At 41.9% G+C, this 24,824-nt stretch carries 27 protein-coding genes and 3 pseudogenes; 12 read left to right on the top strand and 18 right to left on the bottom strand.

Annotated elements, in window-relative coordinates:
* Positions 1 to 111: 111 nt before the first annotated feature.
* Positions 112 to 321, top strand: a complete 210-nt coding sequence (locus RMY63_RS16130) for a hypothetical protein (protein WP_322729664.1) — start codon at positions 112 to 114, stop codon at positions 319 to 321.
* A gap of 7 nt (positions 322 to 328) precedes the next feature.
* Here the strand turns inward: RMY63_RS16130 and RMY63_RS16125 are convergent.
* From RMY63_RS16125 to RMY63_RS16100, 6 genes and pseudogenes are all read right to left on the bottom strand, one after another.
* Positions 329 to 1,450 (bottom strand): annotated as a pseudogene (locus RMY63_RS16125) (IS630 family transposase).
* 49 nt (positions 1,451 to 1,499) lie between these two features.
* Positions 1,500 to 1,838: an NAD(P)-binding protein gene (locus RMY63_RS16120; RefSeq protein ID WP_322729663.1), complete on the bottom strand. Its 339-nt coding sequence runs from the start codon at positions 1,836 to 1,838 to the stop codon at positions 1,500 to 1,502.
* Between the two features lie 136 nt (positions 1,839 to 1,974).
* Positions 1,975 to 2,325 (bottom strand): hypothetical protein, encoded by a 351-nt coding sequence (locus RMY63_RS16115; protein WP_322729662.1) that lies wholly within the window; start codon positions 2,323 to 2,325, stop codon positions 1,975 to 1,977.
* Positions 2,282 to 2,704: a cyclic nucleotide-binding domain-containing protein gene (locus RMY63_RS16110; protein ID WP_322729661.1), complete on the bottom strand. Its 423-nt coding sequence runs from the start codon at positions 2,702 to 2,704 to the stop codon at positions 2,282 to 2,284. Before RMY63_RS16110 ends, RMY63_RS16115 begins: the two co-directional genes overlap by 44 nt.
* 620 nt (positions 2,705 to 3,324) lie before the next feature.
* Positions 3,325 to 3,540: a hypothetical protein gene (locus tag RMY63_RS16105; RefSeq protein WP_322726776.1), complete on the bottom strand. Its 216-nt coding sequence runs from the start codon at positions 3,538 to 3,540 to the stop codon at positions 3,325 to 3,327.
* On the bottom strand, positions 3,540 to 3,662 hold the full coding sequence (locus RMY63_RS16100; protein ID WP_322729660.1) for a hypothetical protein: 123 nt from the start codon (positions 3,660 to 3,662) through the stop codon (positions 3,540 to 3,542). The genes RMY63_RS16105 and RMY63_RS16100 overlap by 1 nt, the downstream gene beginning before the upstream one ends.
* Before the next feature lie 600 nt (positions 3,663 to 4,262).
* On the opposite strand from RMY63_RS16100, the pseudogene RMY63_RS16095 reads away from it, so the two are divergent.
* From RMY63_RS16095 to RMY63_RS16085, 3 genes and pseudogenes are all read left to right on the top strand, one after another.
* Positions 4,263 to 4,634 (top strand): annotated as a pseudogene (locus tag RMY63_RS16095) (PAS domain S-box protein); the annotation flags it as partial.
* Between the two features lie 46 nt (positions 4,635 to 4,680).
* Positions 4,681 to 6,024 (top strand): GAF domain-containing sensor histidine kinase, encoded by a 1,344-nt coding sequence (locus RMY63_RS16090; protein WP_322729659.1) that lies wholly within the window; start codon positions 4,681 to 4,683, stop codon positions 6,022 to 6,024.
* Positions 6,021 to 6,656, top strand: a complete 636-nt coding sequence (locus RMY63_RS16085) for a response regulator transcription factor (protein ID WP_322729658.1) — start codon at positions 6,021 to 6,023, stop codon at positions 6,654 to 6,656. Before RMY63_RS16090 ends, RMY63_RS16085 begins: the two co-directional genes overlap by 4 nt.
* On the opposite strand, the gene RMY63_RS16080 is transcribed toward RMY63_RS16085, so the two are convergent.
* Both RMY63_RS16080 and RMY63_RS16075 read right to left on the bottom strand, forming a co-directional pair.
* Positions 6,651 to 7,061, bottom strand: a complete 411-nt coding sequence (locus RMY63_RS16080) for a hypothetical protein (RefSeq protein ID WP_322729657.1) — start codon at positions 7,059 to 7,061, stop codon at positions 6,651 to 6,653. The two genes, RMY63_RS16085 and RMY63_RS16080, sit on opposite strands and share 6 nt — an antisense overlap.
* A gap of 75 nt (positions 7,062 to 7,136) precedes the next feature.
* Positions 7,137 to 7,977, bottom strand: a protein-coding gene (locus RMY63_RS16075) for an IS5 family transposase (RefSeq protein ID WP_322729656.1) whose coding sequence is annotated in 2 segments (ribosomal slippage) — positions 7,137 to 7,593 and positions 7,592 to 7,977 — 843 coding nt in all. Because the reading frame shifts where the segments join, the coding sequence is not laid out codon by codon here.
* Positions 7,978 to 8,333: 356 nt separating this feature from the next.
* On the opposite strand from RMY63_RS16075, the pseudogene RMY63_RS16070 reads away from it, so the two are divergent.
* Positions 8,334 to 9,675 (top strand): annotated as a pseudogene (locus tag RMY63_RS16070) (transposase).
* Positions 9,676 to 10,283: 608 nt separating this feature from the next.
* Here the strand turns inward: RMY63_RS16070 and RMY63_RS16065 are convergent.
* Together RMY63_RS16065 and RMY63_RS16060 are read right to left on the bottom strand one after the other, a co-directional pair.
* The gene (locus RMY63_RS16065) at positions 10,284 to 12,125 is read right to left on the bottom strand and encodes a lipoxygenase family protein (protein ID WP_322729655.1); all 1,842 of its coding nucleotides are present in this window, start codon (positions 12,123 to 12,125) and stop codon (positions 10,284 to 10,286) included.
* Positions 12,126 to 12,212: 87 nt separating this feature from the next.
* A complete protein-coding gene (locus tag RMY63_RS16060) occupies positions 12,213 to 12,380 on the bottom strand; it encodes a hypothetical protein (RefSeq protein WP_322729654.1) in 168 nt (55 codons plus the stop codon).
* 165 nt (positions 12,381 to 12,545) lie between these two features.
* Between RMY63_RS16060 and RMY63_RS16055 the strand changes: the two genes are divergently transcribed.
* The 5 genes from RMY63_RS16055 to RMY63_RS16035 all read left to right on the top strand — a co-directional run bounded on the left by RMY63_RS16055 (position 12,546) and on the right by RMY63_RS16035 (position 15,807).
* On the top strand, positions 12,546 to 12,683 hold the full coding sequence (locus tag RMY63_RS16055; protein ID WP_322729653.1) for a hypothetical protein: 138 nt from the start codon (positions 12,546 to 12,548) through the stop codon (positions 12,681 to 12,683).
* A gap of 50 nt (positions 12,684 to 12,733) precedes the next feature.
* Complete coding sequence (locus RMY63_RS16050; protein WP_322729652.1) at positions 12,734 to 12,910, top strand: hypothetical protein; 177 nt, start codon at positions 12,734 to 12,736, stop codon at positions 12,908 to 12,910.
* Between the two features lie 106 nt (positions 12,911 to 13,016).
* A complete protein-coding gene (locus RMY63_RS16045; protein ID WP_322729651.1) occupies positions 13,017 to 13,820 on the top strand; it encodes an aldo/keto reductase in 804 nt (267 codons plus the stop codon).
* Positions 13,821 to 14,029: 209 nt separating this feature from the next.
* Complete coding sequence (locus RMY63_RS16040) at positions 14,030 to 14,260, top strand: hypothetical protein (protein WP_322729650.1); 231 nt, start codon at positions 14,030 to 14,032, stop codon at positions 14,258 to 14,260.
* Between the two features lie 1,040 nt (positions 14,261 to 15,300).
* Entirely contained in the window at positions 15,301 to 15,807 is a 507-nt protein-coding gene (locus RMY63_RS16035; protein ID WP_322729649.1) for a hypothetical protein, read from the top strand.
* A gap of 101 nt (positions 15,808 to 15,908) precedes the next feature.
* Here RMY63_RS16035 and RMY63_RS16030 read toward each other — a convergent pair whose 3' ends face one another.
* Complete coding sequence (locus RMY63_RS16030) at positions 15,909 to 16,205, bottom strand: hypothetical protein (RefSeq protein WP_322729648.1); 297 nt, start codon at positions 16,203 to 16,205, stop codon at positions 15,909 to 15,911.
* A 398-nt stretch (positions 16,206 to 16,603) separates the two neighbouring features.
* On the opposite strand from RMY63_RS16030, the gene RMY63_RS16025 reads away from it, so the two are divergent.
* Together RMY63_RS16025 and RMY63_RS16020 are read left to right on the top strand one after the other, a co-directional pair.
* A complete protein-coding gene (locus tag RMY63_RS16025; protein WP_322729647.1) occupies positions 16,604 to 16,882 on the top strand; it encodes a hypothetical protein in 279 nt (92 codons plus the stop codon).
* A 53-nt stretch (positions 16,883 to 16,935) separates the two neighbouring features.
* Positions 16,936 to 18,399 (top strand): TGS domain-containing protein, encoded by a 1,464-nt coding sequence (locus RMY63_RS16020; protein ID WP_322729646.1) that lies wholly within the window; start codon positions 16,936 to 16,938, stop codon positions 18,397 to 18,399.
* A 159-nt stretch (positions 18,400 to 18,558) separates the two neighbouring features.
* On the opposite strand, the gene RMY63_RS16015 is transcribed toward RMY63_RS16020, so the two are convergent.
* The 7 genes from RMY63_RS16015 to RMY63_RS15985 form a co-directional block, all read right to left on the bottom strand.
* The gene (locus RMY63_RS16015) at positions 18,559 to 19,140 is read right to left on the bottom strand and encodes a hypothetical protein (RefSeq protein WP_322729645.1); all 582 of its coding nucleotides are present in this window, start codon (positions 19,138 to 19,140) and stop codon (positions 18,559 to 18,561) included.
* A complete protein-coding gene (locus RMY63_RS16010) occupies positions 19,140 to 19,358 on the bottom strand; it encodes a hypothetical protein (RefSeq protein ID WP_322729644.1) in 219 nt (72 codons plus the stop codon). The genes RMY63_RS16015 and RMY63_RS16010 overlap by 1 nt, the downstream gene beginning before the upstream one ends.
* Positions 19,359 to 19,605: 247 nt before the next feature.
* Positions 19,606 to 22,905 (bottom strand): type 2 lanthipeptide synthetase LanM family protein, encoded by a 3,300-nt coding sequence (locus RMY63_RS16005; RefSeq protein WP_322729643.1) that lies wholly within the window; start codon positions 22,903 to 22,905, stop codon positions 19,606 to 19,608.
* 136 nt (positions 22,906 to 23,041) lie between these two features.
* On the bottom strand, positions 23,042 to 23,374 hold the full coding sequence (locus RMY63_RS16000) for an NHLP leader peptide family RiPP precursor (RefSeq protein ID WP_322729641.1): 333 nt from the start codon (positions 23,372 to 23,374) through the stop codon (positions 23,042 to 23,044).
* Between the two features lie 99 nt (positions 23,375 to 23,473).
* Positions 23,474 to 23,806: an NHLP leader peptide family RiPP precursor gene (locus tag RMY63_RS15995; protein WP_322729642.1), complete on the bottom strand. Its 333-nt coding sequence runs from the start codon at positions 23,804 to 23,806 to the stop codon at positions 23,474 to 23,476.
* Between the two features lie 99 nt (positions 23,807 to 23,905).
* Positions 23,906 to 24,238 (bottom strand): NHLP leader peptide family RiPP precursor, encoded by a 333-nt coding sequence (locus RMY63_RS15990; RefSeq protein ID WP_322729642.1) that lies wholly within the window; start codon positions 24,236 to 24,238, stop codon positions 23,906 to 23,908.
* A gap of 99 nt (positions 24,239 to 24,337) precedes the next feature.
* Positions 24,338 to 24,670, bottom strand: a complete 333-nt coding sequence (locus tag RMY63_RS15985; RefSeq protein ID WP_322729641.1) for an NHLP leader peptide family RiPP precursor — start codon at positions 24,668 to 24,670, stop codon at positions 24,338 to 24,340.
* Positions 24,671 to 24,824: the final 154 nt, after the last annotated feature.

Here is a 24,824-nt window from a genome sequence, read left to right as displayed (position 1 = left end):
TTTTTACTAATTGCTGTCAGTTCTACTGCTATGTTTGTCCTGTTAAGCCGCAACTTAAAACAGATTTAATCAAAAAATTGGAAAAGCGAAAGGGCATTGCAGAATAGAAATATGAATCACGCGATCGCCTTAACTCATATATCTATTCTAATTCTTCCCCAAGATAATACTTGGCAAGTTAAGGCTGGGCAGTTAAATCAGGTATTTATGAATATTCTAGCCAATGCGATTGATGCTCTTGATGAATCAAATACTGGGCGAAGTTTTATAGAAATTCAAGCCAATCCCAACCGAATTATAATTACAACTTCAATAAGCTAATCAGCATTTAAGCTGCAATATAGCTAAAATTACCTTTATATTTGATGTGCCGATACCACTTAATCACTAACTCGCCTTGATTCAACAGCTTATCTAGTAGTGATTGTAATTCATCTACTGATTTAAATAAGCGATGAGCAATATATTCTTTACATGAGTGCCAAACTAACTCGATAATGTTGTAATCAGGGCTGTAAGCAGGCAAAAACTCTAAAACAAAATTCGGAAACTCTTGAGATATTTTAGCGAGAATATCTTTGCGTTTATGAAAACTAGCATTATCTAAAATTAAAATAATCTTCGGCCCATACTTGGCAAATTCTTCTGAATGATTTCCTTGATTTACCGATTCTTGTTTGATTAATTCATTTAATTGTTGTAATTGCTTATAAAAAATCTCTGCATTACCTTTTTTCACAAAAAAGCATACGCGTTTTCGGTCAAATTCTCTGATTGCTCCCATCACATTAACACGACCACAACGCCGTTGCCCTGGAACATTTTTACGCTTTCCTTTTTTACCCCAATTCTTACGTCGAATCACACGTAAACTAAAACCGCTTTCGTCCCAAAACCATACCTGTAATCGTTCTGGCTGTTCTCGTGCTATTGATAAATATTGCGTCAGTTTCTCTTTAAACTTTGCTCTTTCTATCGCGTCTTGTTTATCTTCTAGATCATATTTAGCCCAAATATAACTATACTTTTTTCGCTTTAATATCCTCCTCACCTGAGAACTACTTAAGTCAATACCTGTTTTCTCGGTTAAATATGTAGCTAGTCGCTCTGCTGTCCATTTGCCAAATTCATATCCTAAAGTCGATGGTTCTATATCAACAGTTTTTAATAAAAGTTCAACATATTCTGGAGTAGCTTTTCGATAATGTTCGTATTCTCTTTTATTACGTAAAGTTTCTAAATCATCTGGCTCCCCATGCATACACCAGTATGCTACTGTTCTGGGTGAACAACCTAAAAATTTAGCAATCTCGTGTTGTGGTTTCCCATCATTCTGTAGCAGAATAATTAGAATTCTTTCTCTGACGTGGGGTTGCTCGCTCTCTTTTAGAGCTTGCTGTAACCTGCTAACTTGTTTTAGCGTTCAAAAGTTATTGGCTGGTGGCGGCATAGTTGCTTTTCAATTGCTTCATCTTATTATTATGCAACTTAAGTGCCGATTAGCTTATCAGCGATCGCACAATATCGCCACGCGATCCAATCCAACCCGGTAAGTTCCACTCCCCCGCCTCTCTCCCCAGCTTGATTCCCTGAAATCGAATCATCTTTTCATCAAAGTAAGTACAAGCATCAATGTGGCGCAGTGCGTTGAGTCCGTGCCCAGTGATGTCTATGGCGTAGGAGCGATCCGGGTTGAAGCGGGGTGCAACCTCTGGATGAGCATCACGCTCGAAAAACGTCGTCCGAATGCCGCGACGGGCGAGGGCGATCGCGGCAGTCAGTGCGGCAGGACCGCCACCAACGAGGGCAATCTTTGGTGTTGCTTCTATTTGTGTCATTTCGGTCTTCCGTTCAGTAAAATGATAAATTTCTGCCCTCATTTTTACTGATTGCTGTCAGTTCTACTGACATGTTTGACTTGTTAAGCCGCAACTTAACGAATACAAGTCAAAAGGAATAGAAGTCAAATTTTCACTAAATACTGATGAATAAACTGTACTGCCATTGATCCGCACCCACAACAGCTAAGTCGTAAAGCGTCTCCTGAATTGGTTTTTTGATGCCCAGCCGTTCGACTAATTCGGTTGTGGTTGGGTTTTTTAAGATCCACTGGGTTCTGTAAGCGACAACAGGCGTATCGGCTTCGCTAATCTGAAGCTGCCTGAGCAACATATCAACCTGCTGATGATTCTCCAGATCGAGCCAGGTGAACATGACACGGTTTTTAGCCAGAAAATCCCGAATGCGAAAGGTGTCACGCGAAAATCTAGACCCAATTACTCTAAGACCTGTAAAGTCTTCCAACTCTTCCAGGTATTGGGGCAATAAACGCTTGCAGAATGATGTCGCTCAAGCTAGAGCTTTCCTGCAGGATTTGTCTGAGATCGGCGGCGGCAACTTCGTAGACTTCGCAATCTCCCTGGGCGATCGCGCTCAAAACGGCAAGATCGCCTGTCAACAGGGAAACGTCACCCGTAAACTGTTTTTCCTGGGCAACAGCCATTATCTTTTCTTCGCCACCAGAGCGATCGACGATCGCCATTTTGCCCGACTTGATCACAGAGAAACAGAAGTCGCGATCGCCGACTTCACAGATAACTTCCCCGTCTCTGTATAATTTCAGTTGAGCAAACTTTTCAATCTGGGCAATTTGGGCATCGCTCAACTTCGGGAAGAGAATGCTGTTGAATCTTTTTTCGTCCATCAATTTACCCTCTGACTAAACTGATTCCAGCAATGATCAACACCCAGCCAAACGCTACTGTTGAGGCAACAATAGCAAAGAAAGGAAACGCGAATCGTCAATTATTCCCAACACAATTATGAGAACCGCGATCGCAGTTAGCCATCCAGAGTTAATAGACATCTTCGACAATGAATGTAGAGACGTAGCAGTGCTACGTCTCTACAAGGGTTTCAGATTACGCATATTTAATTTCACCAGATGTCTAATGGTTTGTTCGCTCGTTTCAGGATCAGTCAGTCTCATGTTGATTCTCCCGATTGAATTGATGTTTGAAATCTATTTCTACGATCTCACTACCAATCTTGCTAAGTAGTCACGTTTGCACAGTTAAAGCGCAAGTTAAGGCAATTTCCGTTAATAAATCTACCGCCGCCGTTGGTTTCGACTTCGCTTAACCAACTTTCGGGTTCGAGAGTTGAGCGAAGCGATGCACTGAGTCGGTCGTTGTGTCGAAACTCGTCAAAGGAGGGTATATTCTTTGTCAGAAATCACCTAACCCTCTTCTGAGAAACTCTTTGCTCCACACTTACAGGTTAGAAACGCTAAAAATGGTGAAAATTTCTATATTGCATAAATTTTCACACATCAAAATTGCCTAGAATTAATCTGAACTCTAGGGTTAAATCATAATGAGATCCCTGACCTGGGCTGGTTTTATTAGATAATCTTCTGAACGGGATAGTGGCTTTGGCCACTTCACCAATATAGTAACCATAAAAGCCCAGAACCACGCTTTCAAGCAGGCTTAAAAGCACTACTGAGGATTCGGTTTTAGCTGTCAGGGTACTTTTCATTATAAAAGTTTCTCTACATCAGTAACGGGTGGCGATCGCTGCCGGTGGGGCGCTTTCAAGAAACAGAAATGTTTCTTTACATCCATTGGGAATGCGATCGCTTCCTCAGACGCTTTTGTCACTCTCCGGGAGGGTAATCGCTAGAAGCCTCATCAGGCAATTAATACAAGCTATCCTATTAGAAAAAAAATGGGTGTTGTATTTATTATTAGAAAAAAATTGTGTGAACCTTTGGTAGATAAAAGCTCTAGAATTCAGAAATGGCAAATGTTTTCGGAGAGTGACAGAACAGGGCTAAGCAGTGGGAAAACATTGTTGTTTCACCTCCTCAGAATTTCCTTTCGCCGGATTATACACCTCAATGAAAAACTCCATCCACAAGCGGATGCTGCGATTCACTCACTCTCGATATGCATAAATATTTGCTAATTAATCACCGTAAATATACTAATAAAACAATAAATCTATCCTTGATTATTTGCTGGCAAAAATATACCAAAGCTTACTACAAGAATGAGCGACCAGCTAATAACTGTTAATTTTACCCTTGTGGGAGCAAGCAAATTTTTAAGTATCAATTGCAGCATAAGCTATGCTAAAATTGATTTTAAATATTTTTTATATGTAAAAAAATATACTATTTAAAACACCATACAAGCAGTTTTAATACAGGGAAAAACAATATCGAGGGGGTTTGTTGCAGACGAGGATAAGAGGTCAATATGCAAATGCAGCCGAATGAGTTGCAGCAATTACAAGAGTGCATCGCTCAACTAGAGCAGGAGAACGCCGCTTTTCAGGCGGAAGTGGCTGCTTTACGGCAACGAGAATTGGCTCTGCAAGACCAAGTAACAGGCGCGCAAGACCGTGCCGCAGAATTAACAACCCTCAACGCAGCGCTGCGAGCCAAAATCCTGCTCCTGCAACAGACTAAAAACGCCCTGATCGAGAGTGATCATTGCTTCCGTCGTGCCTTTGAGCAAGCCGCCATCGGCATGACGATTACTGATTTAGAGGGTCGCTGGGTGCAAATCAACCAGTGTTCTTGCGATATGCTGGGCTATACAAACTCTGAACTGCGATCGCTCACCTGTGCCGACCTCACCCACCCCGACACACTGGCGGACGATCTACGCTTCGGTGCAACGCTTAGTCATCGGCGAACTGTCTGCCTACCAAACCGAGAAGCCCTACCTTCGCAAAGATGGCTCCTGGCTCTGGGCAAGCCTAACCACTTCACTCGTCCGCGATGCCAAGGGAAACCCAGCTTACCTGATTTCCGTTATACAAGACATCGGCCAGCGTAAAGAAGCCGAATTAATCGCCCAAGGGCAGCAGATGGCACTCCAGCGCACCCTCGCTCTTCTCTCCACCGAGCCAGAACTCGACAAATTTTTGGGACAAGTCCTTGCCACGATCGTCGAGCAGCTTCAGGCATCTGTTGCAGATATCTGGTTAGAAGATGCCGATCACACTACGACAACGCTGCACTTAAGCCACTGGAACCTTCAGCTTGCGCCTGAGCCGCTCGTTCCTTTTAACCCAGATCCCATTCCTTTGTCTGCCCTGACTATCATGGCTCGGGAGATAGAGGATCACAACCAACCGTTTGTCTACTTAGATTTCCTCAACCATCCAGACGCGGAAATCTTTCGAGGCTTGTCAACTGTGCGCGACGGTGTGCAAACCATGCTGGTGGTTCCTCTGATGTTTGGGAAAGACTTTCTGGGTGTGTTTGTGATCTGTCACATGCAAAGTCATTCTTATTCCCCTGAAGCCTTACGTCTAGTTACTGCCCTGGCGCAGCAAGTCGTGTTAGCCCTGCAACTGACGCGGTTGGCTCAAGAGGCGAAACAAGTTGCGATCGTTGAAGAACAAAATCGGTTAGCACGGGAAATTCACGATACACTGGCTCAAACCTTTACCGGAATTACGCTGCAACTCAACAACGCTCAGTATTACGCAAATCTTGATGCTGCGATCGCCTGGGATATCATTGAGCAAGTCAAAACCCTGGCACGGGCTGGACTGGGCGAATCCCGGCGTTTAGTTTGGTCACTGCACCCCGACGCTGAAGAATACCGGGATTTAGCGGGGTCGTTACAGCGATCGCTGATTCAACTGACGCTGCATACTTCTGTGGAAATCGATGTGGCGATCGTGGGAACACCTGTGCTTGTGCCACCCGATATCGGCATGAATCTGTTACGAATTGGACAAGAAGCCACCACCAACACTCTGCGTCACGCTCAAGCGCAAACGTTACAGATCGAACTCACCTTTGGAGTAGATGCGATCGCGCTTTGTATTCGAGATAATGGGATAGGATTCCATCTACCGTCGGCTCATGATCGCGGGGGCTTTGGATTGCTGGGAATGCAACAACGCTGTGATCGTCTGGGTGGAAAGTTCACCCTCCACAGTCAACCCGGACAAGGGACTTGCATTCTTATTCAGATTCCACTCACTTGCTCATTGTTATGACTTTATCTGACAACATCCGCGTTTTAGTAGTCGATGACCATCCGGTTGTGCAAACTGGCTTAACCACCATGCTGCATTCTGAACCAGGTCTAGAACCCATCGGCGAAGCCAAAACGGGTGTCGAAGCGATCGCGCAATTCCGGGCGCTACGTCCTGATGTTACCCTGATGGATTTACGGATGCCAGAATTGACCGGAGTTGAAGCCATTACCGCGATTCTCAAAGACTACCCCGACGCTCGCATCATCATTCTCACAACCTACGATGGCGACGAAGACATCTATCGCGGACTGCAAACTGGAGCCAAAGGCTATCTCCTCAAAGATGCCGATCGCAGTGAGTTATTAGCGGCAATTCGGGCCGTACACGCTGGACAAAAGTATATTCCGGTGATTGTAGGTGCAAAATTGGTTGATCGCATGAGTAGACCGCAACTGAGCGATCATGAAAATGATGTGCTTAAGCTGTTAGCCAAAGGCAAAAACACTCAAGCGATCAGTTTAACGTTAAGCGTTACCGAGGGAACCGTTAAGTTTCACATCACTAACATTTTACAAAAACTCGGCGTGAGCGATCGCACTCAAGCAGTCGTTACAGCCTTCCAACGGGGAATCGCCAATCTCAATCTATAGTTGGAAATGAAATACAAATGCTACAGCTTTGTAGCCAGGATTTGAGGACTTTTTTGCACCACAACTCTTCAAGCAGTAGTCATCGCTTTCCAAGAATAAGTCAAAGGCATCAAAGAATTGCTTGAGCGTGTGACGATCGACACCGACCTCACGCCCAACAATCTTGGAAACAGTGCGCGGACTCAGCAGCGTGCGATCGCCGAGTAGCTCATAAGTATGCCATTCTCCGTGCTGGTTTTGCAGCACTTTCATCCCCACGAGCTTCTTCCAGCCGTGTTCGGTCAACACAATACCGCGCTGACGCGATGGCCGGGCTGCGATTCGCTGTACCACCGATGTAGGGGAAGCGACTGGCGACAAAAGGGATATTTCATCGGGGAAAAAATCAAATCGCTGTAGACTCACAACCATTGCCTCGCTAGTATAGCTAAAGATTTAGAACGAACTGATGTGGCTCATTAGACCTCTTGCAAAAGTCGCTCAGACAAATTCGTTTTGGGGGAGGTGAAGCTCGTAGTTGTAAAGAGCAGCAATCAGATTAAACCTCAAACTAAATCTTTTTCGGCGATTTCTGTAAGTCAGGGATAAAATTTTAAATATCTTCAGCTTGCGATTGACATGCTCACCTAAAACTCTGATACTAGCTAATTCTTGATTACTCTTTTTATCTTCACAAGTTAACGTACCTCCTCTAGGTTTTTTCTTGGAAATCCGACTATTTGCATGTAGTTTTTGAATCCCTTGATAACCCTTATCTCCCAAGTATTCTATGTTTTCTCTCAACCTAACTTTACTGTTTTTAAATATACGAAAATCATGCTCTCTACCCTTACCATGAGCGGTACAGATGATTTGACCATTCGCTTGGTCTACCACTACCTGTGACTTCAATGTATGCTGTTTCTTTTTCCCACTATAGAACTTTTTTTGTTTTTTTAGGGCGTTCAATCGGACTTTCTGTTACATCAACTACTACTACTTCTAACTGATAATTAGAAGTAGTGAGTTTTTTCTTGCCTGGAAGAGTAAATATCCGAGATTTCATGAGCGTATCTTCTATTTTTCGGATAATTCGGTAAGCTGTAGACTCATTTATTCCCCAGGATTGACCTATATGAAAGTAGGTACGGTACTCTCTCCAATATTCCAATGTCATCAACAATTGGTCTTCTAAGCTTAATTTACCTGGTCTTCCTGTTTTCTGTTTTGGCTGACTGTGCGATCGCAGTACCTCCAGTATCTGGTTAAAAGTATCTGGCCTCACACCACACAAGCGTTTAAAGTCTTCTGACTTTAGACTCTTTACCTGTTCGTAAGTCATTGATGCTACCCAACTCTAACCTACTTGTCCCACGCATTTAGGACTTTTGCAAGAGGTCTTTTGACTATCTCATCAAATGTCCGTCTTTGTACCCCAACCAGACGTTTAAATTCTCGATTGGACAGTCGCTTTGTTTGTTCGTATCGCATTGGTGAAGCCAATTCATCTCAAAACCCTCTACTTTACCCAATACCTTAGCCAAAATAAGAGGATGAAAAGAGAAGGATGATGTAATAGAGTTATTGTCTTCGCATAAATTTCCAAGCTTGGGTGCGATCGCAAACTTTGAAGAGAGAGGGCTGCCGTAGTAGAGTTATTGTCTCTCACAACGACAACTCAAAACCCACAAACAGCCCATGCTCGACATTTTATCACTGTTACAATGCTTGCTACCGCAGATCAACGCTACGACGATGCGCCGAATGAACCAGATAATTCTGGCAATGTTAGCAATGAGCGGCCGAGTCACCATGTTGGGAATGTCTCGCCCTTGCAGGGATTGGTGGTAGTTATCGAACAATGTTGAGATTCTTTGGAACAGTAATACCTTGGGCAACATTGTTTTGGCTGTTTTTTCGTAAACATTTGTGGCGAAAGAATGAAGTATATTTGCTGGCAGGAGATGAAGTTGTAGTCAGCAAATCAGGTAAACAGACTTATGGATTAGATAGGTTCTTTTCCAGCCTAGTCAGTAAACCGATATCAGGATTATCTTTCTTTGTATTATCATTAGTAAGTGTTGAACAGAGGCACTCATTTCCGATTCAGATAGAACAGGTAATAAAAAAAGATAGTCAAACAAATAGTACCCCAGCAGTCGAGAAACCAAACAAAAAAGAAAAACGTGGGCGTGGGCGACCGAAAGGAAGTAAAAATAAAAACAAAAAGGAAGTCATATTAACATCTGAATTAATATTAATTCAGAAAATGATTAGTTCACTATTCAAGTTATTAGCTAACTTTATCCCCCTAACCTACTTGGTAGTAGATGGTCATTTTGGTAACAATAATGCTTTGCAAATGACGCGGCAAGTTAACTTGCACATAATTTCCAAGTTGCGCCATGATTCAGCATTATACGTCCCTTATGAACAACCAGACTCCAATAAACGCTCCCGTCGTAAATACGGTGACAAACTAGACTATCTTAATATACCTGACCAATACTTATGTAAAAGTGCTATTGAGGATGAGATTCAAACTAATATTTATCAAGCCACTCTTCTCCACAAAGAATTTGCCCAGGCTCTCAATGTAGTGCTTTTGGTCAAAACCGATCTTAAAACTAATGCTTGCAGCCATGTAATTCTGTTTTCTAGCGACTTAGAATTATCATTCGACAAAATAATTGATTACTACAAACTCCGTTTTCAAATCGAGTTTAACTTCCGTGATGCCAAGCAATTTTGGGGATTGGAAGACTTTATGAACCTTAATCAAACTGCGGTAACTAATGCTGCTAATTTAGCATTCTTTATGGTCAATTTATCCCACCATCTTCTCGCTGATTTTCGTCAACTCAATCCCGGCTCCGGCATTATTGACGTTAAAGCCTATTATCGCGGCTTTCGATATGTCAGTGAAATGTTAAAAATGCTTCCAGAAATCCCTGAGCCTATTTTATTAGCCAAAATTTTTGCCAAGCTTACTTCTTTAGGACGTATTCATCCTTCTTCTACCCACGCTGTAACCTCGTAAATTGGCAGAGGTATTGTTTACCATAAAATAATTCTGCAAGAGGTCTATTAGTTGGCGACGCTGTTCGGGTTGTAAGGGGGCGTTCGTTACCAAAGCGGGGTGATTGCGCTTCATCAGTTGCCGCAACAACTGAAAAACATTACTGCCGTTCGACCAAGAGCTAATCTGTCTCTGGTCGGTAAAGCTGTCGGCGTGGCTGATGGTGAGCTAATAAAGGACAGATTGGGCACTAGCAAGTTGCTCTACTTCCAGTGTATTTCTGGAAAACAGATTGTGCCGTATGTAGTCTAAGATAAATATCAATTTAGCTCCAGAGGTTCTAATGATTAATCGCTTTGTTAATTTCATTAGCTCAAATAATCTTTTTAGATAATCATGCGCATCTAAAGTATAAGAATCTTTTAATAGCAAGGGTTTCGGCGTTTTTTAATTGAGCCGATTTTTTGGTCAATATCCTTATCCAGCAGGGGTTTTAGAAATCCCGTGCGTTTGCCCTGGAGGGTTTGCCGTTATCAAGCGTGCCATTCGTGTAATGGCGATAGATCGCTCTTAATCAGAGATTCCTTATTAGCGCAGCAGATTATCCCCAAAAGTAGCCAGGTAGAACGTTAACCACTTGTGCTGTTAGCCATCCGGGAGGGTAGAAAAGCAGGGTAACATTCAATTCGACGTTTATTGCGTTGTTCGATAACTGTTTCTAAACCTTGGAGACGGTCTTGCAAGCCTTTAAGAACATTAATAGCTCGCCAATCTTGAAAACTATTCACGCCAAAATCTGTAAATGCTTTGGGATCTTGCTTAGTACCAATTGATGCCATGAGGTTGGTCTGAGCAAAAGTTGCCTGAACACCAGGGAGGAAACTAGTTAAGTTCTCTTCCCCTATGATTCCTTTACTTGTGGGAATAGGCTGATAAATTGCTCCAGGCATATTAGGAATAAAAGCCATATATTGGTATTGAATCCAACCAATAGCTGAGTGCTGTGGGCCAGCAGTAAAAATGATTTGTGTTAATAAATCAATCAACTGATCGCGCTTGGTCAAATAGCGTGGCAGAGAAACAACACCAAAACCTTGCTCACTAATGGGTCTTTGTAAAGCTTGTATCCAATTTTGCAGTTCAAAATCTTCCCGGACATCTCGGTTAGATTTATAATAAATTCCCACATATTGACTAACATATTCTTCTAAAGCTTTCCAAACTAGCAATCCATCATCACGATAGGGAAAATCTCGTAATACAGAACGCTCATTCACACCACGCTGGCGTAGATTCGTTGGTAGTGCAAAGTCACTAAAGTTGTGAAAAACTTGGCTTACACCTTGATTGGCTAGTTTGAGTGAGCTTTCCAGCGTACCTCCCAGAATGATATCCACAAATCCCCCAGGATTGATCAGTACTTGATCTCCCAAAGCATTGATTGCCATTGTGAACTCAAAATGGGGTTTTAGAAGCACATTCACAGGATGCCGAGCGGCTAGTTCACGAACAGTAGCTAAAGCAATTGGTTCTAAAACAAGATGGGTCTGACCTAAGTGACGTACTAACTCATGGGTATAAAAATCAGCCATCTGAGTAATCAGTTTAGCTAAAGTCCAGTCCACTCCATCCATCGGTGTCAAAAGCAGACTTATTCCAGGCACTTGTCCTAGCTGGATAGCGATAGGCATTAAACGCGAATCCCTACGGTTGCCATCAGCATAATAGAGTGCGATTGGGGCGGTGAGAAATCGATTCTGTTTTGGGGTAACAGTATCACTATCAAGTAACGCATAATCGGCAACAAAGAGATTGCCATTTTGAATGGCACTTTTGAGAGTTTCCCTAATGTATCCTTTTCGATATACCCTTCTGAGCACAGTTTGAAAAATCTCATCAGTTATTGAGAGTTTTTGAGTCAGACTGTAATTAAGTGCCAAGACATTGGTTAATTCCATTGGATTGGGGCCAGAAAGCCGATGTTGTGCGAATGTGGCATCGCTGCGGAAGGTCTTGGCAACATCTGGTAAAGGTAAAACCGGAAAAACCGCTGCGTAGTCTGACAACTTGAGAAATGACTGCGGATTCTGCAAAAATGCTTGTTGATTTGCTGCTATTTTCTCTGACAAAGTTGCACGATTATTGTTATACCCTTGGGAAAAAACCTCTTGAGCTGGTAAAGTTGCCACACGAACAGCAGTCGGTAGCCGCAATGCGACCTGATATTGTTGACGTGTTTGTTCTAGCTGCTGTTGACGCTCTTGCTGAGTCGTCAGTTGATCGTACTGCGGTAAAGTCGGGATCTGCCCATTACCAGGAGGGCTTGGCTTTGAAGGTTGAGTATCGCTTCGGATTAAGTTTTCCAAACCAGGGGTACAGGCTAAACCTAACAGCGCAAGCATAGTACGGCGCGATATGACGTATTGCTCTATTAATTGTTGGTGTCTTTGCTGTCGAGTCGGTAAGCGCATTACATTATCCTCCTCAAAAACCTTACTTTTCACCAACAAAAATCATACGATCTCTATTTATTTTTGTGTAAAATACGATACTTATCTTTAAATTATTACAAATCGAAAAAACTCTAACAAGTGATAAGCGCCCTGGAGTGATGGTACGGTTTGAGGAGGTGCAGCCGGAGAAATTTGGTCAGTTAGTTGCAGCTGCTCCTGATTGGGTGCAGTGGATAGAGTGAATTGTTGGGTTTTGAGAGTGATTGCGCTCAATTGTTCAGTTTCAAAAATCGGAGATGCTATAGAGATTGCTGATGGTGAAGCGTTTTGGAATGGGTGTCTTGGTCAGTGCCAGATTGCTGTATACGCAAGCTCCGGGGTGTAAATCTATGGTGTGTAGTTGGCTGGTGACAGTTCAAATCTGCCGAATTGGGCGGAATGCAAATATCTGGGGTGAAAGAATTTTTGCGTAGGGGTAGCCCGCCGCAGGCATCGCTTGCTGCTAGAACATATCAAGAATTAGACGAAGCAATTACAAATGCCCTCAATGCAGTGACCAAAAAAGACATTACTTAACTGTGGCTACAAAAGTAAGAAACTCCAGCAACTAATTGCTTACTTTGTGTTTGATTCAAGCATTTTTACCATTTGCTTTGCGGCGATCGCTTTGTGCCGTCGCACCCCATTACGAAGTCTCTCAGTGCGATGGCGTACCCGCCCACTTTATAGCGATCGCCCCAAGCACATCTCACATTTCCTTCCTTGAAACTCGCATTGCCAGCGCCAAGCGAAGCCTTCTGTAGACAAGCTAGAAGGAGTGAACGCTCAAAAATTAACATTCATTGATGATGTCCTCACTAGCATCGTACTGGCGTAATACACTGAAAGTAAGAAGTCGGATAGTTGACCGTGGAATTATCAACACTACAAGGGCAACCAGCAAGCATTCTGGGTTTAGCAGGGCAATCGATAGATGCTGCAACTGTTTTGTTAGCATTTGAGGCGGGAATTAATTACTTTTTCTTTTACAATTTGGAATCTAAAAACTTTTTGGGCGGCTTAAAATCTCTCTTGCTAACAAAGCGTGAGCAGGTCTTGGTGGCAACCGGGAGTGAAAATCGGGATATACAATCTTTACGCCTTTACTTCGACTCTGTGCGCCATTGTTTAAATGTCGATCATGTAGATGTATTTTTTATTGAATATATCTCCCCTGCTGATGACATGACCCAGGTTCAGGTGTTGCTTGATGAACTTCGGTCGTGGAAGAACTCTGGAGTTGTGCGCTATGTCGGAGTCACTACACACAACCGAGCTATTGCTTTAGAAATGATAGAGCATCATCAGTGTGATGTGTTAATGCACCGTTACAATATGGCACATCGCAAGGCTGAAGAAGATATTTTGCCTGCCGCTCAAAAAGTTGGTATTCCCGTGGTGGCATTCACTTGCACGCGCTGGGGAACGTTACTCAAAGGTCATCACAACTGGCACGGAAAGTTACCTACGGCAGCAGATTGTTATCGCTATGCGCTAAATCATCCACGGGTGCGTCTGGCGCTCACCGCCCCCAAAACTAGGCAGCAATTAGAAGAAAATCTCGCTGTTCTGCACGCGCCCCAAATTGAAGCTCAAGAAGTAGCCAATTGGCAGGAATACGGTAACTTGATTTATGGAACTGGGCAAGATGCGTTTGATACTCAATGGGTTTGAGAAGTGGAATGGTTGAGGGGAGCGATCGTATAACACGAAACCATATTGGGATTTGACTGGGATGCAGACCTTTTTCTTAGAGGAAATTTCAGGCTGTAGCTGTAGCTGTTGCATACCTCGCAGCGCCGCACTTTGACATGATCGCACTGTGAGATAGCCACGTAATAGATGCTTGAATATAGAAGTCAAACAAAAAACCAATTATACCCATGTCGAAGATTGAAAACTTAGGAGTGAGTGTAGAAGAGTATTTAGAGGGATTGGCAGCAGGGATTGATGTTTTGGAGTTGAAGCGGTTAGAAGCAAGGGGAATTCCTACGAACCTGGCTTTGGAAGTGATAGCGATTATACCAAAGATAATTGATGGCACGGCTACTCCTGAAGAAGTTGTGCGAGGGCTAATGATTATGTCGCCATCCCTTAGACAGCAAATTGAATAGTTTCGAGAATTACCACATTGGTTTACTTTGGATTGTCGTCTTGCATCAGTGCATCTAACTGAGCTAACAACTTCTCTACTTTGAATTTTTTCTTCGGATCATCCCACACTTTCGCTTTTTTGAAGCGTTGGAAAGTATCATCAACACGCTCTTTTATGGATGCCGATTCTGTTTGCTTTGATGACTCTGATTTAGACTGCTGCTCAATTTCTTGAATCTTACGCTTGATTTCGCTCAGTGAGAGATTTAGGACTTTCGCATCTTCTATGAGTTGTTTTCTGGTTTCCTCATCACCAAGCCGTGCGATCGCTCGTTGTATGGAAGGAAATTTTTAGAACCAAGCACAGTTGTCCGAAATTACCAGCGCCCAGGTGGTAGTAACTATCAGAATGCTGAATTATAAATAACTTCTATAAATAAACAGGGGAATATAGCCCCACAAAAGCCCAGTCACAACGACTGGGTTTTTTGTTTTTAATCCCACAAAAGCCCAGTCACAACGACTGGGTTTTTTGTTTTTAATCTGAAGTGCAACATCAACATTATAGTCACGCAAGCCAATTGGCTTTGTTTTGAAACCAAAGTTAGACAGACTCCAATTAAAAAGGCCGGAATTTCAGCTGAAGGTGATAGTTTTCATCCCCGTGAGGGGGAAAAGAATTGAAAACTGCGCCCTTCACCTCTAACGCAAACCATAAGGAACTCTGAGTTATGAGTTCCTGGAGATTAGCAGGGCAGTTACTACAGGTTGGGAATAACAGTTAAGTCAAGTTGACGAAGTTACTACAGAAGGTGGTGATACTTAACCCACATAGAACAAGTTGACAAAGTTATTTGAGGAGGTGGTTATCTTTGCTCACCAAACGCTATCAACCCTGACAAAAGCTATGCAGGGAACTCTATTTGTGAACGGTTTTGTTTCTCCCATTAAAAACTCCACTAAATATTTCTGTGAGTGGGAATAACAAACCCAGTAAGGTTGACTGACTAAGTTTGTACACCTGGTGACATTATCAGCAAGAAAAAGGAGGTTACTAAATTTGCTGAAAAAGCAAAACCCAAGAACGCCTACTTTGTATCAAGTACAAGTTGGTATGACAGTTAAAGCTAGTTTGGCGGCCACCAAACTAGCACCAAACAATAAACTTTATGGAGTTACTTCAATGGTTAATAAAAACAACCCCACACAATCTAATAATATTCTCGCTCGATTACTGGCAAAGGCAGATATAAAGATCGTTATTCCAACTGGAGTAATAGTAGTAATACTCAGTTATTTATCGTATGGTTTTCAAGCTGCTTTTCATCCTCAGCAGCTTGAACCATCTGCCCAAGTTCAACTTCGCCTCTTTGGTCGTGCAGAGTATGAACAGTTGAGAGTAGGAATGTCATTAACGGATGTGCGGTCAATCTTGAGCCGAGGTGTCGAGGTCAGCCGTTCTGCAACAATGGCAACCTTTGTCTGGGAAAATCCTGATGGTTCCAAAATCACCGTTACTTTTGAGAGTGACAAGCTCAAAAGTAAAGAGCAGTCTGGATTGAAGTAAGAAACTGGAGATGGGCGATCGCGCAGAAGCAGGTTATACACTCTCAAATCGCGATCGCCTTTTTTTTTAGAGGATGTCTGCTACTAATACCCCTATTCTCCCTAGAATATTTGAGCTAATGCCACTAACAAGGAAACTATTGCTGCACTGGTTCCCAGGATTGGCTGCCAGAACTTGCATAACTCCCGAAATTTCCAAAGTGAAGATTTCTGATTTGCTTGAATGTCGGGATTTACATTAAGTTCAGGTTCTAACTTATCATGAGATTGAATGGGAGTAATCGATTGGGCTTCTTCGTCCATTTCGTTTTTCTCCATAGTTTGATTTACTAAGCCAGCTTGGGAGCCTGAGAAACATCCAAGTTGGCTTTGTTTATTTGTGCGTTGTTTGTTAATCATCTTGTTTTTTATTTTGAGCTTGAGAACCAATCTAGGAGCCTGAGAAACATTTAGGTTAGCTTTATTTCATAAATATAATTTTCCCTTTTAGGTAGTCGTCGCGGCTCTTGGTGGCCACCCCTTTTGGCTGTCTTACATGTAGCCGCCACAAACGAAATAAGCCTTACCTCTAGGCATAGCCTTGTTTCCTATGACTCTTGATTTTAAATACAAACATAACATAGGTTGAGCAAAAAAAAATCCTAAACCTATTTAATATTTATATTCAGCAGTAAAAGATATGTGATGTTTTTGATAAAATTTACCTAAACTTTTAAAGCCTGTGCTACTCTGAAAAGAGTTCATAGCTTTAGGAAGCATTTTTGCTAAAGTTAACATATTCAGAAATTTTTGCAGTCATGGCTAACTCAAATCCAAATACAGAAGCACTGGCACTGGGACGCGGCAAACGTCCCAAGTTGGATAACGAAACGGTTTGTATGCGTATGTCTTCTGAGATACGAGAGAATCTTGACCAAATCGCTGAACAATACGGTTGCATCTATGGTGGAAAGCCCTGGCTGGCTGGTTTACTCAGAATGATTGGTTCTGGAGAACTTCTAGTTGTACCAGCTCCACCAGCGTTTAACGTTAAGAGTGCAGTGAAAGATCGACTAAAGAGAAAGCATTCTTCCTGATCTCCTTAAGCATCTCAATCACCCAAAGCTATTTCATAGGAGAAGTAAGTGAGATGTGCAAAATTTTCTGCTGTTCCAACATCCTTCTTGCTCTTGCAACTCAGCCGGGATGGGACGGTGATAATAGAGATATTGAACAGCGCACATTAAATTTAGAAAAACTGCACAATTTGATTGAGTCAGGAGAAGTCACGCTTTACATACCACAAGACTCAATTTTGCTTGTAGATATGGCTGCTAGGGAGCATCTTAGCAGCCAGGAAGCTCGCCAAGTTGTCCAAAAAATCTTGGATCTCGGAACTACTAATCTAGGTGTCGATTATGACGATATCTTGGAGAAGGCAAATAGTCTAGATTTCTATCCAAATGATACAGATTTATCTGAAGCAACATGCTTAATATTGGCGAAAGAATTAAATGCTGATGCAATTTTGTCACATTACCCAAATGTCTTACGACAAATAGTAACCTTGAATGTCCGGCATTTTTCTGACTTTAATATACCTATTATGAACCTGTATTCATTCATAAAACTTGCATCTGAGGATCAAATTAGACCAATCAATCAAGATAAGACAATATTTGTTTTTACACCGCACCATAGAGTAATTAGACTACCCAATGGGGCTACTCCCCTTGATTTTGCCTACGCTATACATACCAGCATAGGAGATCGGTGCTTTGAAGCGTTAGTTAATGGTAGTGAGTATCCTCTAAACAAACCTCTGTCAAATGGAGATATCGTAGAAATTGTCAAAAGCCCAGAGGTTAATCCAGATCCCAAATGGCTTGACTTTCCTGTGACAGCAGCAACTAAAAGACGCATTATGCGTAGTTTAACGCATAAGCACCAAGCTCAAGGCTGGTTAGTTATAAAGCAAGAAATAGGCAAAAATATCCGCGTATATAAAAAAGGCTTAGAGTACGTTGCACAGCAATTGAACTGCAAGTCCTTAGATGAATTGGCAGTTAAAATAGGCTCTGGTCAAGAAAGAATTCAGAAAGTTCAGGAGCTTTTTCATCAATTTTCCTGCAAACAAGAAAATAATTGCTTAAAACCAATTGGTGAAGAGGACTTAATAACAGGAATTGGAAATAGAAATTTTCAAATAGCTTCTTGCTGTCACCCAATACCAAGACAAGCAATTGTTGGAATATTAACTTCTTCCGAACGTTCGATTCGAGTCCATCATACAGACTGTCCTAACATAAAAAATCTTAAAATTGAGCAACGGATATCTCTTGATTGGAATTGTGATAAAGCCAAAGTTCAATTACAGCTTCGTATAATTGATCATCGAGATACTCTTAGACCTATTCTTAATATGTTGGCAGATAACTCAATTACTCCAAATTTACATAGTGTCAACCCTTGTGCTGATGGAACTTCCTTAATATCAGCTGATATAGTTCTTGGCTCTGGTCAAAATTTGGAGAGTATCTTAGCAGCAGTAAAAAATATGCCTAAAGTTGGTCAACTCAAGGTTAAAAGTATGATTCCTATTCCTTTAAAATGACACCCAAAGTATGCAGGGTTCAGGGAGTGTTATTTCAGTTTGTTTGTCAAGTTTCATAAGTTTCATATTACCTCCAATACTATGGCGATCGCTCCTCATAGCATTCCACAGAATTAAAATGCGTGCTTCTGCGATCGCCTTTATCCTCTAAGAAAATGATTATGGTAACTTAGCGCGATCAACAAACTTACCAGCAGCTAAAGAAAGTTCAAGCCTTTTCTTCCGTGCTTGATACTTCAACCAACCCAAAATTTTTAACTCAACGTAGTCAGCTTTGACGTTGTGCTGTTTACATAGGTTTTCAATGTAAGTGTCGTAAATCTGGTTTATTCCAGGATTATTTGCAAATAAATTTAAAGCATAAGTTAGTAAATCTGATTCACTAAAGCCGATTTCTCTTGCTCTAGAACAAGCTAATTCATAAGTATTAGCTGGTACAAAGGTAGCATATTCAGTATTGTACCAGCCGGAATCTGCTGGTTTAGGTACAATTTGCCTACCATAAATTGATTCATCTGTCAAAAACAAAGTTAGTGCAGATGTAGCTATTTGAGATTTGGAATAGGTTAAAACTGTACCCCGTAGCATAGATTTGTAATAAGTATCTTTAGTAACAAAAATATTAGAAAGCTCTGTTGTGTCTTGTCTCACAGAGACTACTTCTTCACCATTAATTTTTCCAAAGTCTTTGTGATTCTCTAAGAATTCTTTTAGCTGGTCAGTAGTCTTGGGTACGGGCATTACTTGTTCTCCTGTGATTTTTCTTGTAATTCGCGCTCCATGCGCTGCTTTCTAGTTTTGCGGTACACTTCCACTTTGTTACGGCTTTCCACTTCCGCATAAGCCCCAACTTTCAGGCAGTCAGCAGCTAGAGACGAAAGTGTTTGCCCACTGTCAAGCGATAGTTCTTCAAGTAATTGTTTTAGGTCTTCAGAAACTGTGATATCTATTTTGGGCATAACCGCCAATATGCAGCATCTATGTTATCCTCCAATTTACCCCACTTTTTTCAATCTAGTGGTAGGATAAGCACAAAAGTTAAAGCGATCGCCCCGGCAAAGACGCGATCGCTCCAGGGTAAGCGCATCTCAAATGCGTCAATCAAGCTTTTTTCGACTTGTGTGTACACCGTAGTTACCAAGGGGAGGGTTGTACCTCATGTACTTGCAAAACGTTGTAAGTTTTGAAAACCATGAGCGAACACTCTCATTCCCATAGCAGCGTTGAAGGTAGTAAATTTGGATACGCTAAACGTAGTAATTCATACCCGATACCAGCTGTTCCTTGAAAGAAGCCAGGGTTGTAAGTACCTCTGAGTAAGCTGGAAAACAGTTGATAAGAACCTGCTTTTTCTGCCCTAGTTACAGCCCATGCTGCCTGTTTTTGGACGATTTTTAGCAGTTCTGGGCGCTGAAGCTGGCGGGCTGCTACTAATAACACATCCATGCGTCCAAAGTTACCACAGCAGAGGTGGTCAATATCCTGCAAGGCGAATTTTTGTGTTGTCTGCAAAGCGATATCAATTTCTTGACGAATTTCCTGATTATCTAGAATGCCCAAGCTACCCAGACGTGCTAAGGCAACACCAGGCGCACCATGACACCAACTGGCGATAAATACAGGTTTGTCACCCCTAAAGTCTGGCCAGTTTTGTGCTGTAGGCGAAAAAACGCTGCGTTCGTAAGCGATCGCTTCCTCAGCAGCAGCGAGAAAGATTGTGTCTTGAGTGACACCATACAACCTTAATAACGCGTAGGCGATCCCAGCTGCACCATGAGAAAATCCGGTCAAAAGTTTTTCGTCTAGGGTAGCCCAAGCTCTCATACCATTACTACTAACGCTACGGTGATTTAAGAGATGATGACCGCAGATAACTGCTTGCTCTAGAACTACTGGATCTGGGATGTAGGAATAGAGAGATAACAATCCTAAAATCGCTCCAGCCGCTCCAGATACAATATCAAATTTGCGATCGCTAGCAATATTTGCTGGTGTAATTAAAGCTGCTGCTTGTTGGGCATCCTTCAATAAAATGTGTTCTTGAAGAAATTGACTGCTTTGCACCAGTGTATAGACAATTGAACCTAACCCCTTAGCACCACCAATTCCTAAATGTTTAGTAGCTTGTTGTTGAGCTTCATAGTCTAAGCCTTGTAAAACTTGGCGTAATTGTTGCACCACCCCTAAAGCCATTTCCTTATATGCTGCATCACCCGTAACTTTTGTCAATGCAGCCAGAAACATCGCTACACCATAACTACCATCGTACAAGTCATAGCTCATAGGTTGCTGTTGAAAGCGTTGAGCATCAGGAATATATTCCAGCCCCATCCAAGTAACGCTACCATCTGCCGCCCGTAGTGCTGTTTGCTGCATTTCTTCAGCAATGATAACTGCTTGCTCTACTAACGCTTCTGGGGTTATGGGAGACACGGTATCGAGATTCAGTTGAGATGGCGCTGATAGTGATGAATCATCAACCATGTTACCAGCGCGGGCATAGAGTGAACTGTGAATAAAGCTAATCTGTTGTGCTAAATCTTTTTGATTGAGCTTTTGTAAACGGGCAATTACCAGATCGTAACTAGGTTGAGTAAAATATTTTTTGATGGTGCGTAGGCGTAGCCTGTCGCAGACATCGCTTGTGATTGGTAAAGCATCACTATTAGAGTGAGTAGCAAACAGAGGAATATCCAACTGTGCTAATGCCTGCTGTTCTGCTGCTATAATTGCCCAAGATTCCGGCTTAGTCTCAGATTTAAGTAGCGATCGGCTGAGAACATCAAGAGCAATACTACGCTCTACACCATTTTGCAAGAATTTGGGCTGTAAGGTTTGCTTGAGCAGATTACCGTATACTTGAGTGGGACGAAAAACAAACCGGACTCGTTGATTGGCTAATCTTGTCAAAGGACTATTTGCAGCCAAAAGCGTTTCTCTATGAGCAATCAAAAACTCGTACATTTGGCGGAAACCATCAACCAATTCCGCAACATATTGACTTGATGATAAACTTACACCAGCAACAGAGGGTATGTTGCTATACACTGGTGGTTTCATAGACTCGTAACCCAAAGCCATGCTATCTGTATTAATATGCTGCCATCGTCGCACCCGAAAATTAGTTTCTTGTACCCCTACTCCACCTAAACCACTACTGTCATAAACAACTCCATCTGGCCCTAAATTCCATGTCGGTAAGAAACCGATACGCAACACAGAATCCATCATTTGCTGAGTAGCTAAATTTGAGGCTGTGGCATTAATATCATCGCCTACTATGTCCCGAACTTGATGAGACATCAGAGTTTCCATGTCTATGAAAACTGGATATTCTCCAGAAGCAATAATGTTTTCTGAATGGCAATCTGTCCCCTCTAGAACATATAACAAACACAGCAACATTCCGGCTCGTTGGTAATAACGCTTGGCTGCTTGTAAATCTTCGCAGGGTAAATGTTCTACATATTCTACCCAGCCATGAGTTGAACGATTCAGCACTTGGAGTAACTTGAATTGTAGCGGTATTTGTTGCTCATTCAACCAACCTAGTAATTGAAAATAAGCTTCTTCCGAACCCAAATCTTTAGGCTTATAGATAATTTTCAGCCCCGAAGCAAAAGTAACTCCAATAACTGAGCGTCCATTGTGGTGAAAGTCAGAAAGATTACCATGAATAGCCACCACTTGTCCAAGTTCGCCATCATCTTGGAAAGTTGTTTTAATATCTGACCAATCCGATGCTAATCGTTGGATAAATTCGCTAATACTATCTACCCAAAAGTCTGTTATTGTTGCAGCTAGCCGTGCCAATACACTATATTCTTGGAAAAATGTTAGCAGTCCTCCTGCTAACATCTCTCTGATAAAACTATTGTAATGTTGCCGAGATTTAGCCGACTGGATTTGCGCTAGCCGATGAGTTAATCTCGGTTGTTTATAAGTCCGAAACACTAAAAAATTTAATCCTAGTGCTTCCGCGCAAAGAGAAGCCAAAGAATGTAACAAACCACGCTCTAAAACAGCATGAGATTCATCTGAAAGTAAGTAGTAACTAGTACTAACTTGATTACTAAGTTGTTTACGGGCAACATAGATAAAGGGCAATAATAATTCTTCAAAAGGCAAAGGTTCTTGGGGCTTTAAACAACCATTTTCTGATGAAATACCCTTTTCTAACATTTCTAAAGAGACTAAGTTAGTTGCTTCCAAAACAGACTTTAAAGTTTCCGTCCAGCTTGGTAAATCTTGAGCTTCAGTCAAATGCACAGAACCAAGTACCTGACTAACAGTCTCTATATCCAGACCATCCCAAGCCAAACGCTGTTCAAATAATTCTTTATTTCCTTGGGCAACAACCTGACACCAATTTTCTATCCGAGAGTTAACAAGTTCATTATTTTTTATTGCCTGTGCCTCTTCAGCTTTAAATTCCGTTCCCAAACGTTCGTTAACAGTGCTTGCTTGTTCGGCGATTGTAATTAAATCTAAATGAGTAAATTGCATTTTCACTAAATTCCTTCTGGTGGTAATTTTTGACTATTAGAAATATTACTGGGCTCTAATTTATTAGTGACAAAATCTAGATGTTTTGGACTTACACATGAAGGTCATGTGTAAGTTTCAGCAATTTAGATGGAAACTAGAAGCACTTGTTGGTGGTAATGCAAATCGAGAAGAAAGTACAACCAACTTTGATAGTGAAAGCGCCAGCAGCGACAGCTTCGAGTTCAGTTTCAGACAATTGTTCAGTTTCAGAAGCTGTTGCAGGCAGAATAATGTAAGCAACATCATCTGATTCTTGAACAACCCGAATTTGGGAAGTTTGGGGTAACTTTTGTCCGAGTTCAAGTTCAACAGCAGCTTTAGCAGCTTGGGGATTATTTAACAATTCAGTGCGGAAAGCTTCATCCTTCATTGCACGGGCAATCAATTTAGCTTCGATACTTACTTGGTCTTGATATTGTGCAGACATTTTGAACTCCTTGTGAATGAAATAAATTTGATGGAAAGTAATTGTGGTTGGAACTTACATATGAAGGTCATGTGTAAGTTTCAGCAATTTAGATGGAAACTAGAAGCACTTGTTGGTGGTAATGCAAATCGAGAAGAAAGTACAACCAACTTTGATAGTGAAAGCGCCAGCAGCGACAGCTTCGAGTTCAGTTTCAGACAATTGTTCAGTTTCAGAAGCTGTTGCAGGCAGAATAATGTAAGCAACATCATCTGATTCTTGAACAACCCGAATTTGGGAAGTTTGGGGTAACTTTTGTCCGAGTTCAAGTTCAACAGCAGCTTTAGCAGCTTCGGGATTATTCAACAATTCAGTGCGGAAAGCTTCATCCTTCATTGCACGGGCGATTAGTTTAGCTTCGATGCTGACTTGTTCTGGATATTGGTTAGACATGTTAAACTCCTTGTAGAAGATAAAGTGAATGAGAAAATCCTTTGTAGTTGGAACTTACACATCTGATTCATGTGTAAGTTTCAGCAATTTAGGTGGAAACTAGAAGCACTTGTTGGTGGTAATGCAAATCGAGAAGAAAGTACAACCAACTTTGATAGTGAAAGCGCCAGCAGCGACAGCTTCGAGTTCAGTTTCAGACAATTGTTCAGTTTCAGAAGCTGTTGCAGGCAGAATAATGTAAGCAACATCATCTGATTCTTGAACAACCCGAATTTGGGAAGTTTGGGGTAACTTTTGTCCGAGTTCAAGTTCAACAGCAGCTTTAGCAGCTTCGGGATTATTCAACAATTCAGTGCGGAAAGCTTCATCCTTCATTGCACGGGCGATTAGTTTAGCTTCGATGCTGACTTGTTCTGGATATTGGTTAGACATGTTAAACTCCTTGTAGAAGATAAAGTGAATGAGAAAATCCTTTGTAGTTGGAACTTACACATCTGATTCATGTGTAAGTTTCAGCAATTTAGGTGGAAACTAGAAGCACTTGTTGGTGGTAATGCAAATCGAGAAGAAAGTACAACCAACTTTGATAGTGAAAGCGCCAGCAGCGACAGCTTCGAGTTCAGTTTCAGACAATTGTTCAGTTTCAGAAGCTGTTGCAGGCAGAATAATGTAAGCAACATCATCTGATTCTTGAACAACACGAATTTGGGAAGTTTGAGGAAGCTTTTGTCCGAGTTCAAGTTCAACAGCAGCTTTGGCAGCTTGGGGATTATTCAACAATTCAGTGCGGAAAGCTTCATCCTTCATTGCGCGGGCAATCAATTTAGCTTCGATACTTACTTGGTCTTGATATTGTGCAGACATTTTGGACTCCTTGATGTATAATTGAGTGAGATTTAGTAAAAAACATCGTTCGTTGAGCTTTGTCTTTCTAGGTGGTTTCTAGATTTGCTCTTCGGTCGATGTTTTTAATTTAGGAGGCAATCGAGAAGAACTAGGGAAGCACGATCGCAATCTC

Source organism: Nostoc sp. ChiQUE01b, from assembly GCF_034531255.1.
In the GTDB taxonomy this organism is placed as follows: Bacteria; Cyanobacteriota; Cyanobacteriia; order Cyanobacteriales; family Nostocaceae; genus Nostoc.
This window is presented reverse-complemented; position numbering and strand designations above follow the sequence as displayed.

Bases quoted from the DNA above. Each gene is read 5' to 3' on its own strand.
- RMY63_RS16010 (WP_322729644.1), bottom strand. From the start codon at position 19,358: ATGCCCAAAATAGATATCACAGTTTCTGAAGACCTAAAACAATTACTT.
- RMY63_RS15985 (WP_322729641.1), bottom strand. From the start codon at position 24,670: ATGTCTGCACAATATCAAGACCAAGTAAGTATCGAAGCTAAATTGATT.
- RMY63_RS16025 (WP_322729647.1), top strand. From the start codon at position 16,604: ATGGCTAACTCAAATCCAAATACAGAAGCACTGGCACTGGGACGCGGC.
- RMY63_RS15990 (WP_322729642.1), bottom strand. From the start codon at position 24,238: ATGTCTAACCAATATCCAGAACAAGTCAGCATCGAAGCTAAACTAATC.
- RMY63_RS16040 (WP_322729650.1), top strand. From the start codon at position 14,030: ATGTCGAAGATTGAAAACTTAGGAGTGAGTGTAGAAGAGTATTTAGAG.
- RMY63_RS16105 (WP_322726776.1), bottom strand. From the start codon at position 3,540: ATGAAAAGTACCCTGACAGCTAAAACCGAATCCTCAGTAGTGCTTTTA.
- RMY63_RS16055 (WP_322729653.1), top strand. From the start codon at position 12,546: ATGCAAATATCTGGGGTGAAAGAATTTTTGCGTAGGGGTAGCCCGCCG.
- RMY63_RS16005 (WP_322729643.1), bottom strand. From the start codon at position 22,905: ATGCAATTTACTCATTTAGATTTAATTACAATCGCCGAACAAGCAAGC.
- RMY63_RS15995 (WP_322729642.1), bottom strand. From the start codon at position 23,806: ATGTCTAACCAATATCCAGAACAAGTCAGCATCGAAGCTAAACTAATC.
- RMY63_RS16030 (WP_322729648.1), bottom strand. From the start codon at position 16,205: ATGATTAACAAACAACGCACAAATAAACAAAGCCAACTTGGATGTTTC.
- RMY63_RS16000 (WP_322729641.1), bottom strand. From the start codon at position 23,374: ATGTCTGCACAATATCAAGACCAAGTAAGTATCGAAGCTAAATTGATT.
- RMY63_RS16085 (WP_322729658.1), top strand. From the start codon at position 6,021: ATGACTTTATCTGACAACATCCGCGTTTTAGTAGTCGATGACCATCCG.
- RMY63_RS16020 (WP_322729646.1), top strand. From the start codon at position 16,936: ATGTGCAAAATTTTCTGCTGTTCCAACATCCTTCTTGCTCTTGCAACT.
- RMY63_RS16015 (WP_322729645.1), bottom strand. From the start codon at position 19,140: ATGCCCGTACCCAAGACTACTGACCAGCTAAAAGAATTCTTAGAGAAT.
- RMY63_RS16065 (WP_322729655.1), bottom strand. From the start codon at position 12,125: ATGCGCTTACCGACTCGACAGCAAAGACACCAACAATTAATAGAGCAA.
- RMY63_RS16130 (WP_322729664.1), top strand. From the start codon at position 112: ATGAATCACGCGATCGCCTTAACTCATATATCTATTCTAATTCTTCCC.
- RMY63_RS16110 (WP_322729661.1), bottom strand. From the start codon at position 2,704: ATGGACGAAAAAAGATTCAACAGCATTCTCTTCCCGAAGTTGAGCGAT.
- RMY63_RS16120 (WP_322729663.1), bottom strand. From the start codon at position 1,838: ATGACACAAATAGAAGCAACACCAAAGATTGCCCTCGTTGGTGGCGGT.